Origin of the sequence: Micromonospora sp. WMMD558 (genome assembly GCF_049315255.1) — a bacterium.
In the GTDB taxonomy this organism is placed as follows: Bacteria; Actinomycetota; Actinomycetes; order Mycobacteriales; family Micromonosporaceae; genus Micromonospora.
In genome coordinates, this window is record NZ_CP186061.1 from 4,320,971 (window position 1) to 4,333,311 (window position 12,341).

Genomic DNA, 12,341 nt, shown 5'->3' on the forward strand with positions numbered 1-12,341 from the left:
CGCCGCCGGAGCACGCCCGGGCGACGCCGGAACGACGTCCGTGACCGTGGCCGACGCCGGGCCACGCGGCCTCGCCGCCGGCGAGCCGGACGCCGACCCGCCCCACGTGACGGTGGTCGGCGTGGACGCCGCCGGCAACCCGCCGCCGCCCGCCGCGGCCGGCGTGCTCGCCCGGGCGGGACTCGTGGTCGGTGCGGCCCGGCACCTCGCCGCCGTCCCGGTTCCGGCCGGCGCGGAGACCGTGGTCCTCGGGCCGCTGGCGCCGGCCCTGGACCGGCTCGCCGCCGTCGCCGCCGCCACGCCGGCCGTGGTGCTGGCCAGCGGCGACCCCGGGCTCTTCGGGATCGTGCGGCGGCTGCGGGCGGCCGGCCTGCCGGTGCGGGTGCTGCCGGCGGTGTCCAGTGTGGCCGCCGCGTTCGCACGGGCCGGCCTGCCGTGGGACGGCGCGGTCGTGGTCACCGCGCACGGGCGCGACCCCCGGCCGGCCCTCAACGCCGCCCGGGCGCTGCCGCTGGTCGCGGTGCTGACCGCGCCCGGCGCCGGCGCCGCCGAACTCGGTGCCGGCCTGGTCGGCTGGCCCCGCCGCCTGGTGGTCGCCGAGCACCTGGGCACCGGCGCCGAGCGGGTCACCTGGACCACCCCGGCGGAGGCCGCCACGCGCTCCTGGACCGACCCGCACGTCCTGCTGAGCGTCGGCGAGCCGCCGGACGGGATGCGCGTCGACAACCAGCCGGCCGCCGCGCCCGCCGGCGGGTGGGCGCTGCCCGAGAGCGCGTACGCCCACCGCGACTCCATGATCAGCAAGGCGGAGGTACGCGCCCTCGTGGTGGCCCGACTGCGGCCCCGGCTCGGCCGGCTGGTGTGGGACGTGGGCGCCGGCAGCGGCTCGGTGGGCATCGAGTGCGCCCTGCTCGGCGCGGCCGTCGTCGCCGTCGAGCGGGACCCGGCGGCGGCCGACCTGGTCCGTGCCAACGCCGCCCGGCACGCCGTCGACGTGCGGGTGGTGTGCGGTGGCGCACCCGACGCCCTGGCCGGGCTGCCCGAGCCGGACGCGGTGTTCGTCGGCGGAGGCGGCACCGGCGTGCTCGCCGCCGTCGCGGCCCGCCGCCCGGCGCGGGTGGTCGTCGCGCTCGCCGCGCTGGACCGGGTCGCCCCGGCCCGGAACCTGCTGCGCGACGCCGGCTACGCCGTCGAGGGCGTCCAACTGTCCGCCGCCCGCCTCGCCGACCTGCCCGGCGGGTCGGTCCGCCTCGCCGCCACCAATCCGGTGGTCGTCCTCACCGGGGAGCGCCCGTGACCCACCCTGACCCCGGCGCGATCCCGCGCCGGATCGGACTCGTCGCCGTCACCGCCGCCGGGCGGCGGCACGCCCGCATCCTCGCCGACGCGTGGCCGCACGCCCGGCCGGTCGACGCGGGCAGCGCCGCCGACGCGCTGCGGGAGACCTGGAACCGGTGCGACGGGATCGTGGCGTTCCTGGCCACCGGCGCGGCGGTGCGGATCCTCGCCCCGCTGCTCGGCGACAAGCGCACCGACCCGGCGGTCGTCGTGGTCGACGAGGCGGCCCGGCACGCCGTCGCGCTGCTCGGCGGGCACGCCGGCGGTGCCAACGCCCTCGCCGCGGAGGTCGGCGCGCTGCTCGACGCCACGCCGGTGGTCACCACCGCCACCGACGCGGTCGGCGTGCCCGGGCTCGACACCCTGGGCTGGTCGGTCGACGGGGCGGTCGCGGCCGTGAGCCGGGCCATCCTCGACGGCGAGCCGGTCACGCTGATCGCCGACGACAGCTGGCCGCTGCCCGCCCTGCCGGAGAACGTCCGCCCGGCTGACGGGAGCGGTCAACCCGGGGCCGGGTACCGGTTGCTGGTCACCGACCGGATCGTGCCGCTGGACGGGCGGACCGCCGTGCTCCGGCCGCCGTCGCTGGTGGCCGGCGTCGGGGCCAGCCGGGGCGTACCCGCCGAGGAGGTCCGCGGCCTGCTCGACCGGGTGCTCACCGAGGCCGGCCTCAGCCCGGCGAGCCTGCGCCGCCTGGCCAGCGCCGACGTCAAGGCCGACGAGGCGGGCATCCGCGCGACCGCGGACGCGTTGCGCGTACCCCTGGTGACCTGGTCGGCGGCGGAGCTGGCGGCGGTCGACGTGCCCAACCCCAGCGAGGTGGTCCGCGCCGCCGTCGGCACCCCGAGCGTCGCGGAGGCCGCGGCGCTGCTCGGCGGTGACGCGGAGCTGCTGGTACCGAAGACCGCGACCGCGATGGCGACCGTCGCGGTCGCCCGGCACGCGCCGCGCGGCCGGCTCGCGGTCGTCGGACTCGGCCCCGGCGCGCCCGACCTGCGCACCCCCCGTGCGGTGGCCGAACTGCGGCGGGCCGCCGTCGTGGTGGGCCTGGACCAGTACGTCGACCAGGTCCGCGACGTGCTGCGCCCCGGCACCCGGGTGCTCGCCAGCGGCCTCGGCGCGGAGGAGGAACGGGCCCGCGCCGCCGTCGCCGAGGCCACCGCCGGCCACGCGGTCGCCCTGATCGGGTCCGGCGACGCCGGCGTGTACGCGATGGCGAGCCCCGCCCTGGAGTACGCCGACGACCGGATCGACGTGGTGGGGGTGCCCGGGGTGACCGCCGCCCTCGCCGCCGGGGCCCTGCTCGGGGCGCCGCTCGGCCACGACCACGCCTACCTGAGCCTGTCCGACCTGCACACCCCGTGGGAGGTCATCACCCGCCGGGTCACCGCCGCCGCCGAGGGCGACTTCGTTGCCCTGCTCTACAACCCGCGCAGCCGCGCCCGCGACTGGCAGCTGCCGGAGGCGCTGCGGATCCTCGCCGCCCACCGGCCGCCGGACACCCCGGTCGGCGTGGTCCGCAACGCCAGCCGCGACGGCGAACAGGTGCACCTGGCCACCCTGGCCACCCTCGACCCGGCGGTGGTCGACATGTACAGCGTCGTCGTCGTGGGCAGCAGCCGGACCCGGGTGGTCGCCGGCCGGATGGTCACCCCGCGCGGCTACCGGTGGCGCGGATGAACCGCCGCGCGCCGGTGACGGTCGACGCCTGCCAGGGCTGCGGCGCCTGCCTGCTGACCTGCCCCACCCACGCCATCCGGCCGGTGGCCGGCGGTCTCGTCGTCCGCGCCGACCGCTGCACCGGCTGCCTGGAATGCCTGGAGATCTGCCCGGTGGACGCCATCCGCGCCACCGGCCCCGACCACGGTGGAGGAGAGCCGATGAGAACGACCACGGTCAGCGCCGCGACGGCCCACCCGGCCGCGCCCGGCGCGGGGGAGGGCCGGTGAGCCGGGTCGTGCACCCGATCGAGGTGGAGTCCTACCGGATCCTGCGGGAACGCGCCGCCCTCGGTCACCTGCCGCCGCTGACCCGGGCCGTCGTCGAGCGGGTGGTGCACGCCAGCGCCGACCTGGAGTACGTCACCGACCTGGTGTGCGACGAGGCGGCCCTGGCCGGCGGGCTGGCCGCGCTGCGCGCCGGCGCCCCGGTCGTGACGGACGTGGCGATGGTCGCCGCCGGCATCACCGGCCGGGAGACCACCTGCCCGGTGGCCGAGGCCGCCACGGCCGACCTGGCCCGCCGGGCCGGGATCACCCGCTCCGCCGCGGCGATGCGGGTCGCCCTGCACCGGGTCGGTCCAGGCGCGGTGTGGGTGGTCGGGTGCGCGCCGACGGCACTGGTGGAGCTGCTCACCCTCGACGCGCGGCCGGCGCTGGTGGTCGGCCTGCCGGTCGGGTTCGTCGGCGCCGCCGAATCCAAGGCCGCGTTGCGGGCCAGCGGCCTGCCCGCGGTCTCCAACCGGGGCGAGAAGGGCGGGTCGGCGGTCGCCGCCGCCGCCCTCAACGCCCTGCTCTACGCGGAGGAGGCGGCATGAGCGAACGAACCGACCGGATGGTGGGGCCCGGTGCCGGAGGTGCCGGTGCGCTGGTCATCGTCGGCCACGGCACCCGCAGCGCGGCCGGGGTGGCCCAGTTCGCCGCGCTGGTCGAGCGGATCCGCCGCGCGGGGGTGGGCGACGTCGAAGGCGGCTTCATCGAGCTGTCCCGCCCGCCGCTCACCGACGCGGTCGGTGCGCTGGCCGCCCGGGGCCACCGGTCGCTGGTCGCGTTGCCGCTGGTGCTCACCGCGGCCGGCCACGGCAAGGGCGACATCCCCGCCGCGCTGGCCCGCGAGCAGCAGCGCCACCCCGGTCTCCGGTACGCGTACGGGCGGCCGCTCGGCCCGCACCCCCTGCTGCACACCGCGCTGGAGGAGCGGATCGACGCCGCCCTGGCCGGTGACGACCGGGCCGGCACCTGGGTGGCGCTGATCGGGCGCGGCTCCACCGACCCGGACGCCAACGCGGAGGTCGCCAAGGTGGCGCGCCTGCTCTGGGAGGGGCGCGGGTACGCCGGCGTCGAACCGGGCTTCATCTCGCTCGCCGAGCCGTCCGTGCCGGACGTGCTGGACCGGCTGCGCCGGCTCGGTGCCCGGCGGATCGTCGTCGCCCCGTACTTCCTCTTCGCCGGGGTGCTGCCCGACCGGATCGTCGCGCAGTCCCGGGCGTACGCCGCCGCCCACCCGGAGTTGGACGTCCGGGTGGCCGACCTGATCGGCGACTGCGACGCCCTCGCCGACCTGATCCTCGAACGCCACGCCGAGGCGGTCCGCGGCGACATCCGGATGAACTGCGACACCTGCGCGTACCGGGTGCTGATGCCCGGCTTCGCCGACAAGGTGGGCCGGCCGCAGACCCCCCACGACCACCCCGACGACCCGGCCGGCGGGCACGGCCACCATCACCACGCCCACCCCGTCGGCGGCCACCACCACCACGAGCCGCCGTTGCCTGCCGGGCACGTCGCCGTCGTGGGCGGCGGGCCGGGGCCCGACGACCTCATCACCGTCCGCGGTCGGGCGCTGCTCGACGCCGCCGACGTGGTGGTGGTCGACCGGCTCGCCCCGCAGGGGCTGCTCGCCGCGCTGCGCCCCGGCGTGATCGTCGTCGACGCGGCGAAGGTGCCCCGGGGACCGTCGGTCGGCCAGGACGCCATCAACGCCGCCCTGGTCACGCACGCCCGCGCCGGCCGGCGGGTGGTCCGGCTCAAGGGCGGCGACCCGTACGTCTTCGGGCGCGGCCACGAGGAGGTCCAGGCCTGCACGGCCGCCGGGGTGCCGGTGACCGTCGTTCCCGGCGTGAGCAGCGCGACCGCCGCGGCGGCGCTGGCCGGCGTGCCGGTCACCCACCGGGGTGTGGCGCACGAGTTCACCGTCGTCTCCGGACACCTGCCGCCCGGACACCCGGACTCGCTGGTCGACTGGGCGGCCCTCGCCCGGGCCCGCGGCACCCTGGTGCTGCTGATGGCCGTCGACACGGTCGACGCGATCGCCGCGGTGCTGCTGGCGCACGGCCGCGCCCCGGACACGCCGGTCCTCGCCGTGCAGGACGCCGGGCTCCCCGGGCAGCGGTCGCTGGCCGCGCGCCTGGACGAGATCGGGGCGGTCGCCGGCGGCAGCGGCGTCGGGCCGCCGGCCGTCTTCGTGGTCGGCCCGGTCGTGGCCCTGACCGACACGTCCGGACCACCCGCCGCCCCGAGGGAGGGTCAGCGGAGCGCCCGGGCCAGCGCGTAGCCCAGGGTGGCGGCCGTGACGGTCGCTGCCACGCTGAGCAGGGCGTTGACCAGGGCGCGGCCGCGCCGGCCGGTCCGGGCGAGGCGCAACGTCTCGTAGCTGAACGTCGAGTACGTGGTCAGCGCGCCGCACAGGCCGGTGCCGAGCAGCGCGCCGACCGCCGGCGGGACCGGGACCCCCACGAGGAACCCGAGCAGCAGGGAGCCGGCCACGTTCACGGTCAGCGTGCCCCAGGGGAACGCCGTACCGAAGCGGGCCTGCACCGCGCGGTCGGTGAGGTAGCGCAGTGGCGCCCCGACCGCCGCGCCGAGTGTGATCAGCAGTGCGGTCACCGGCCGGCCCCCGGCGTTCCGGCGTCTCGGCGCACCGGCGCGGCCGGCCGGTGCCCGGCGAGCCGGTCGGCGACGGCGTGGCCCGCCGCGACGGCGAGCAGCGCGCCGACCAGGGTGGCCGCCAGGTACGCCAGGGCCGTCGCCGGCGCCCCGGCGACGACGAGGTGGTGCGCGTCGACCGCGTACGTGGAGAACGTGGTGTAGCCGCCGAGCACCCCGACGCCGAGGAACGGCCGGGCCAGGGCCGGCCCGCCACGCCGGGTGAGCACCGCCATCAGGACGCCGATCAGCAGGCAGCCGCTCAGGTTGACCGCGAACGTGGCCCAGGGGAAGCCGGTCGGGCCGTGCGGCAGGGCGGCCGACACGCCGGCCCGGGCGAGGGCGCCGAGTGCACCGCCCGCGGCGACGGCCCCGAGCACCGCCGCCGGGTGGGCGGCCAGTTCGGCCCGGTCGGCGGGTACGCGCAGGTCGACGTCGGGGTCGACACGCCGCTGCTCCGGACCGGACACCCGCCCTCCCACCTGCTCCGGCGTCGGACCGGGTCACCCTACCTCGTGATCCACTCCGTGCCGCCGCCATCGCGGCCCCCGGACGCCGTGGATCACCGATGTCGCCGGCACGGGGTGGATCACGCCGGCCGGGCTCGGGGCGAGCCGGGCGGGCCGGTGGGCCGGGCGAGCCCGTGGGCCGGGGTCAGCGGACTCCGGCGACGGCCGCGTCGGCACCGCCTCGCCACACCGTGCCGACCTCGCCGAACCCGGCCCCGGTGAGCGCCGCGAGGTGCCAGGAGACCGGCGGGTTCCACTCCGGACTGTGCCCGGTCGGGTAGATCCGCCGCCGCTCCGCCACCAGCGGCGCCAACGCGGGGTCGGCCGCCGCCAGGTCCCACCACTGTGACCAGGACGGTACGGCGCCGGCGGCGTACCGGGCGTCCCGGTGCGCCCGGGCCCGGTCGAGCAGGCGCTTGGTCAGGTCGGGCAGCGTGTCGTCCGGCATGTGGTCGGCGTTGGCCAGCAGGCCGCCGGGCCGGAGCAGGTCGCGTACCTCGGCGTAGAGGGCGGTGATGCGCTCCGCGGGCAGCCAGTGCAGTGCGGTGGCGGTGAGGACCGCGTCGTACTCGTGGTGGGGAAGCGCGTCCCGCCAGGCCGGCGTGCCGAGGTCGGCGGTGACGATCGCGACCCGGTCGCCGAGGGTTGCCCGGGCCAGGGCGAGCAGCGCCGGGTCCAGGTCGACCAGCGTCACCCGCGCGTCGGGGAAGCGTCGCAGGGTCCGCTCCGAGATGCTGCCGGTGCCGCCGGCGAGATCGAGCAGGCGCAGCGGGCGACCGCCGTCGTGGACGGCGTCGACGGCGTCCAGCATGGCCGTGAAGCGGTGCTCCCGGTCCGGTAGGTACGCCTCCTGCTGGCGGTCCCAGCTCTCCTGCCAGGCCGCCGCGTTCGCAATGTAAGGAGCCATGCGGAGAAGGCTAGTTACGCCTGGCGCCCCGTGTCCAGGCCTTCTTGCCAATAATTTGCAACTACGAAAGAATGGGCATTGCGATGATCGGCGCGGGGCCGGGAAGGCGTCCTTCCCGGCCCCGCGCGCCGCACCCGTTGCCGCGCCGACCGCCGCCGGATCGACGCGCTGTTCTACTACTGGGGTTCCTCCCAGAGCCGCGAGTCCGACGAGCGGATCGAGGCCAAGCTGGACGCCCTGCTGCGCGAGCGGAACCTCGACCCGCGGAACCTCTGACGCCGCCCGGCGTCACCGACCTGACGCGGACGCGGGCCGGCGGTGGTGGCCGGCGCGGAGCGGGCGTACGGTACCAAGATCGGCGCGGTGCTGACTCCGCCCGAAGCGGCAGGCGTGAGGAGGGCCGTGGTGGAGGACCGTACCCCCCGCTCGGAGGAGCTGGAGCCGATCGAGCGGGCCGGCGTCGACGAGCTGCGGGCGGTGCAGCTGGAGCGGCTGCGCCGGTCGTTGCGGCACGCGTACGACCACGTGCCGCACTACCGCCGGGTCTTCACGGCCACCGGCGTGCACCCGGACGACTGCCGGGACCTCGCCGACCTGGCCCGGTTCCCGTTCACCACCAAGGCGGAGCTGCGCGACAACTACCCGTACGGGATGTTCGCCGTGCCGCGGGACCGGGTCGCCCGGCTGCACGCCTCGTCCGGCACCACCGGCCGGCCCACCGTCGTCGGGTACACGGCGGAGGACGTGCGGACCTGGGCGCGGCTGATGGCCCGCTCGATCCGGGCCGCCGGGGGCCGCCCCGGGGACCGGGTGCACGTCGCGTACGGGTACGGGCTCTTCACCGGCGGGCTCGGCGCGCACTACGGCGCCGAGGAGCTCGGCTGCACCGTCATCCCGGTCTCCGGCGGGATGACTGAGCGGCAGGTGCTGCTGATCCGCGACCTCCAACCCGAGGTCATCATGGTCACCCCCAGCTACATGCTCGCCATCGTCGACGAGATGGAACGGCAGGGCGTCGACCCGCGCTCCACGTCGCTGCGGATCGGGATCTTCGGCGCCGAACCGTGGACCGAGGACATGCGCCGCGAGATGGAGCGGCGCCTCGACATGCACGCCGTCGACATCTACGGGCTGTCCGAGGTCATGGGCCCGGGCGTGGCCGTCGAGTGCGTCGAGACGAAGGACGGCCTGCACCTGTGGGAGGACCACTTCTACCCGGAGATCATCGACCCGGTCAGCGGTGCGGTGCTGCCCGACGGGGAACGCGGCGAGCTGGTCCTCACCTCGCTCACCCGGGAGGCGATGCCGGTCGTCCGCTACCGCACCCGGGACCTCACCCGGCTGCTGCCCGGCACCGCCCGGCCGATGCGCCGGATCGAGAAGATCACCGGCCGGACCGACGACATGATGATCGTTCGGGGCGTGAACGTCTTCCCGACCCAGATCGAGGAGCTGATCCTGCGTACGCCCCCGCTGTCTCCGCACTTCCAGTGCGTCCTCGACCGGCAGGGGCGGATGGACACCCTCACCGTCCGGGTCGAGCGGCGGGCGGACGCCGACCGGGCGTCCGCCGAGCGGGCCGGCGCGGCGCTGGTCGGCCTGGTCAAGAACACCATCGGGGTGAGCGTGGCGGTCGAGGTGCTCGACCCGGACGGCGTGGAGCGGTCCATGGGCAAGATGCGCCGGATCGTCGACCAGCGGCGGGGCGGGTGACGTGGGGGAGCGCAACGCCGCGTACGACATGTTCGACGCCGACGTCGCCTCGCGCGCGCTCGGCATCGAGCTGGTCGAGGCCGCCGACGGCGCGGCGGTGGCCCGGATGCGGGTCACCGCCGCGATGGTCAACGGGCACGCCATCGCCCACGGCGGGTACGTTTTCCTGCTGGCCGACACCGCGTTCGCGCTGGCCTGCAACAGCCACGGCCCGGTGACCGTGGCCGCCGGCGGTGACGTCACGTTCGTCCGGCCGGCCCGCGTGGGGGACCTGCTCGTCGCCCGGGCCACCGAACGCACCCGGTACGGCCGCAGCGGCATCTACGACGTCACCGTCACCCGCGACGACGGCGAGGTGGTCGCCGAGTTCCGGGGTCGCAGCCGTACGCTGAACGGCTCCTGAGCCGGGCGCGGCGCCCGGCGGCGTCCGGCAGGATGTGCACATGGGACACGTCGCGCTCTTCCACTCCGTGTACGGCCTGCGGCCCGCCGTGCTCGCCGCCGCCGACCGGCTGCGCGCCGCCGGGCACCGGGTGATCGCCCCCGACCTGTACGGCGTCCCGGCGGCGGAGACCGTCGACGACGGGATCGCGCTGCTGGACAAGATCGGCTGGGAGGTCGTCGTGGAGCGGGCCCGGGCGGCCGTCCGCGACCTGCCCGCCCACGCGGTGTTCCTCGGGTTCTCGATGGGCGCCGGCGTGGCCGGCGCGATGCTGCGCGAGCGTCCCGCCGCCGCGGGGCTGGTGCTGCTGCACGCCGCCAGCGGCGCGCCGGACGGGGTGCGGCCCGGCCTGCCGGTGCACGTGCACCTCGCCGACCCCGACCCGTGGGAGCCGCCGGACGAGTTCGACGCCTGGCAGCGGGAGATGACCACGGCCGGCGCCGACCTGACGGTGCACCGGTACCCGGGCGTCGGCCACCTGTACACCGACCCGGACGTGCCCGACTACGACCAGGCCGCCGCCGAACGCACCTGGGAGCGGGTCCTGGCCTTCCTCGACCCCCACTGACGGCCGGGCCCGCGCGGGCCCCGGGTCCGCCGCCCCGGTGGCGCTGAGCGCCCTGTTCGCCTGCCCGGCAGCGGCACGACCGCCGGTCGCGGTGCCGCTGCGGCGTATCCGATCAGGCGGCGGCGGTGTGGCGGGGCGGGGATCCGGGGGTGGCCGTGGCGGAGCCGGAGCCGTCGCGAGGGGCGGCGGGGATGAGGCCAGCCAGGGACGTGGCGGTGGCCGCGAGGCGGGGAGAGCCGGCGCCGGCGGTGTCCGGACGAATGCCCGCCTGGGATGGCCGGCCGGGCGGGCGACCGGCCGGGCCGGGGGCGGGCTGGAGGCCCGGTCCGGACGGCACGTCGCCGGTCCGGTGGGCGACGACCGGATTCGGGTGGCCGTGGGGCGCGGGGCGCGGATGGCCGCCGGTGGATGCCGGACCGGTGCGGGGGTCGGCGGACCCGGGGCGTGGCTGGCCGTCGGCGGGCACCGGGCGCGGGCCAGGCTCGGCGGACCGGGCCGTCGGCGCGGCGGGCGCGACCGTGGCGAGGGCGGACGGTCCGCGCCGCTGGTCCGCGCGGGCGAGCAGCTCGGATCGGGCCGCCCGGGTCAGCCGGGCGGTGGCGACCGTGGCGACCACCGGGTCGCCCACGGCGTACCCGGCCGGGCGTCGGGTCAGCAGGCCCCGGTCGACCAGCTCACGCAGCGCCGCCATCGCCCGGCCGGGCACCCAGCCGAGCAGGTGGTCCACGGCGGCGGCGTCGACGGGCGTACCGGCCGCCGCGACCGCCATGAGCACCGCCCGCCGGGGGCCGTCGAGCCGGTCCAGCCGGGTGTCGACGGTCCGGCGTACCGGGTCGGGCACCGGCATCCGTGCCGGGTCCGCCCCGTCGGGTGGCAGCGCCGCCACGTAGGCCGCGGCCCGCCCCGGATTCCCGTCGACCCACGGCAGCAGGGCCGCGACCAGCGGCGCGGGGCGGCCCGCCCGGTGCAGCAGGTGGCGCAGCAGCCGCCCGGACTCCATCGTGGACAGCCGGCCCAGCGGAACCCGGCACCCCGGGTCGCCGGGCCGGGCATCGGCCCGGTCCGGACCGTGCAGCGCCACCACGGCGAGCGGCACGGCCCGGGTACGGGCGGCGGTGAGCAGCCGGTGCAGGAAGTGACCCAGCTCCGGGGCGCCCCGGTCGAGGTCGTCGACCGCCACCACCACCGGCTGCCGCTCGGCGAGCGCGAGCAGGCACTCCTGCCAGACGGCCGCACCCCGCAGCGCGTCGGCCCCGGCGTCCGGCGCGGCCAGCAGACCTTCCAGGGCGTACACGGCCTCGGTCCGGCGCGGTGCCGGCACCAGGTCGGTCACGGCGGCGGCGAGCTGCCGGCGTACCACCGGGGGCGTGTCCTGCGCGCGGAGGCCGGCGAAGCCACGGACCTGGTCCGCGACGGGCGCCAGGGCCTCCGCCGGGTACGGCGGGCAGTGCGCGACGCACCAGCGGACCGGGTTCCCGTCGACCGCCTCGACCGTCCGGACCAGTTCGTGCAGCAGCCGGCTGCGCCCGCTGCCGGCCGGGCCGACCAGCGACACCCACCGCGGCCGGCGCTCCCGGACCGTCCGCACGAGCTGGTCCCGGACGGTGGCCAGTTCCCGTCGCCGCCCGATCAGCGGCCCGGCGTGCAGGCCGGGCGCGGGCCGGGTCACGTCGGTGGCGTGCCACACGTCCAGCGGCAGCGCCTTGCCCGCGACCGCCACCGGCGGCACCGGACGCTGGCCGATCAGCCCGTCGGTGGCCCGGTGGGTCGCGGCGCAGAGCGCGACGCCGCCCGGCGGGGCGTACTCCTGGAGGCGCGCGGCCAGCGTGATGACCGCGCCGCTCGCCGTGCCGTGCCCCCCGTCCCGGGTCGCGGCCAGGTCCACCACCGCCTCGCCGGTGGCCACCCCGACCCGGACCCGCAGCGCCGGCCCCCCGACCAGCGACCGCCGGTCCAGCGACCGCTGGATCTCCAGCCCGGCGCGCACCGCCCGGTACGCGTCGAACCCGTCGGACTCGCGCGCGCCGAACAGGGCCATCACCGCGTCCCCGATGTACTTCTCCACCACGCCGTGCCAGCGGCCCAGCACCCCCGCCACGGTGTCGAAGTAGGCGTGCTGCAACGCCCGGACGTCCTCCGGGTCCAGCCGGTCGACCAGCGCCGTGGACCCGACGATGTCGGCGAAGAGGACGGTCACCGTCCGTCTCTCCACCGGCACCGG

The 12,341-nt window shown here is 77.7% G+C and carries 12 protein-coding genes; 8 read left to right on the forward strand and 4 right to left on the reverse strand.

Going from position 1 to position 12,341, the window contains the following annotated elements; genetic code table 11:
• The first annotated feature begins 46 nt into the window (after window positions 1-46).
• The 5 genes from cbiE to cobA are packed head-to-tail and all read left to right on the forward strand — an operon-like array spanning window position 47 to window position 5,610.
• Window positions 47-1,297, forward strand: a complete 1,251-nt coding sequence (cbiE, locus tag ACN26Y_RS20590; protein ID WP_422734958.1) for a precorrin-6y C5,15-methyltransferase (decarboxylating) subunit CbiE — start codon at window positions 47-49, stop codon at window positions 1,295-1,297.
• Window positions 1,294-3,018, forward strand: a complete 1,725-nt coding sequence (gene cobJ / locus ACN26Y_RS20595; protein WP_422733312.1) for a precorrin-3B C(17)-methyltransferase — start codon at window positions 1,294-1,296, stop codon at window positions 3,016-3,018. The genes cbiE and cobJ overlap by 4 nt, the downstream gene beginning before the upstream one ends.
• On the forward strand, window positions 3,015-3,287 hold the full coding sequence (locus tag ACN26Y_RS20600; protein ID WP_366602328.1) for a DUF362 domain-containing protein: 273 nt from the start codon (window positions 3,015-3,017) through the stop codon (window positions 3,285-3,287). Before cobJ ends, ACN26Y_RS20600 begins: the two co-directional genes overlap by 4 nt.
• Window positions 3,284-3,874, forward strand: coding sequence for a precorrin-8X methylmutase (locus ACN26Y_RS20605; protein WP_422733313.1), 591 nt, complete (start codon window positions 3,284-3,286; stop codon window positions 3,872-3,874). Before ACN26Y_RS20600 ends, ACN26Y_RS20605 begins: the two co-directional genes overlap by 4 nt.
• Complete coding sequence (cobA, locus tag ACN26Y_RS20610; RefSeq protein WP_422733314.1) at window positions 3,871-5,610, forward strand: uroporphyrinogen-III C-methyltransferase; 1,740 nt, start codon at window positions 3,871-3,873, stop codon at window positions 5,608-5,610. Before ACN26Y_RS20605 ends, cobA begins: the two co-directional genes overlap by 4 nt.
• Here the strand turns inward: cobA and crcB are convergent.
• The 3 genes from crcB to ACN26Y_RS20625 all read right to left on the reverse strand — a co-directional run bounded on the left by crcB (window position 5,583) and on the right by ACN26Y_RS20625 (window position 7,397).
• Window positions 5,583-5,942 carry a fluoride efflux transporter CrcB gene (gene crcB / locus ACN26Y_RS20615; RefSeq protein ID WP_155331873.1) on the reverse strand — a complete coding sequence of 120 codons (360 nt, stop codon included), beginning with the start codon at window positions 5,940-5,942 and terminating at the stop codon, window positions 5,583-5,585. The two genes, cobA and crcB, sit on opposite strands and share 28 nt — an antisense overlap.
• Window positions 5,939-6,463: a FluC/FEX family fluoride channel gene (locus tag ACN26Y_RS20620; RefSeq protein ID WP_155331874.1), complete on the reverse strand. Its 525-nt coding sequence runs from the start codon at window positions 6,461-6,463 to the stop codon at window positions 5,939-5,941. Before ACN26Y_RS20620 ends, crcB begins: the two co-directional genes overlap by 4 nt.
• 172 nt (window positions 6,464-6,635) lie before the next feature.
• On the reverse strand, window positions 6,636-7,397 hold the full coding sequence (locus ACN26Y_RS20625; protein WP_155331875.1) for a class I SAM-dependent methyltransferase: 762 nt from the start codon (window positions 7,395-7,397) through the stop codon (window positions 6,636-6,638).
• Window positions 7,398-7,802: 405 nt separating this feature from the next.
• Here ACN26Y_RS20625 and paaK point away from each other — a divergent pair, with 405 nt between their 5' ends.
• From paaK to ACN26Y_RS20640, 3 genes are read left to right on the forward strand one after another with little or no spacing between them, the layout of a single operon-like run.
• Window positions 7,803-9,110, forward strand: a complete 1,308-nt coding sequence (gene paaK, locus ACN26Y_RS20630; protein WP_422733315.1) for a phenylacetate--CoA ligase PaaK — start codon at window positions 7,803-7,805, stop codon at window positions 9,108-9,110.
• A gap of 28 nt (window positions 9,111-9,138) precedes the next feature.
• Entirely contained in the window at window positions 9,139-9,513 is a 375-nt protein-coding gene (paaI, locus tag ACN26Y_RS20635) for a hydroxyphenylacetyl-CoA thioesterase PaaI (RefSeq protein WP_155334198.1), read from the forward strand.
• A gap of 40 nt (window positions 9,514-9,553) precedes the next feature.
• On the forward strand, window positions 9,554-10,120 hold the full coding sequence (locus ACN26Y_RS20640) for a dienelactone hydrolase family protein (protein ID WP_155331877.1): 567 nt from the start codon (window positions 9,554-9,556) through the stop codon (window positions 10,118-10,120).
• A 112-nt stretch (window positions 10,121-10,232) separates the two neighbouring features.
• On the opposite strand, the gene ACN26Y_RS20645 is transcribed toward ACN26Y_RS20640, so the two are convergent.
• Window positions 10,233-12,317: an AAA family ATPase gene (locus ACN26Y_RS20645; RefSeq protein WP_422733316.1), complete on the reverse strand. Its 2,085-nt coding sequence runs from the start codon at window positions 12,315-12,317 to the stop codon at window positions 10,233-10,235.
• Window positions 12,318-12,341 lie beyond the last annotated feature (24 nt).

Excerpts from the sequence above, each read along its gene's own strand:
- ACN26Y_RS20600 (WP_366602328.1), top strand. The coding sequence starts at position 3,015 with ATGAACCGCCGCGCGCCGGTGACGGTCGACGCCTGCCAGGGCTGCGGC.
- cobA (WP_422733314.1), top strand. The coding sequence starts at position 3,871 with ATGAGCGAACGAACCGACCGGATGGTGGGGCCCGGTGCCGGAGGTGCC.
- ACN26Y_RS20625 (WP_155331875.1), bottom strand. The coding sequence starts at position 7,397 with ATGGCTCCTTACATTGCGAACGCGGCGGCCTGGCAGGAGAGCTGGGAC.
- paaI (WP_155334198.1), top strand. The coding sequence starts at position 9,139 with ATGTTCGACGCCGACGTCGCCTCGCGCGCGCTCGGCATCGAGCTGGTC.
- ACN26Y_RS20640 (WP_155331877.1), top strand. The coding sequence starts at position 9,554 with ATGGGACACGTCGCGCTCTTCCACTCCGTGTACGGCCTGCGGCCCGCC.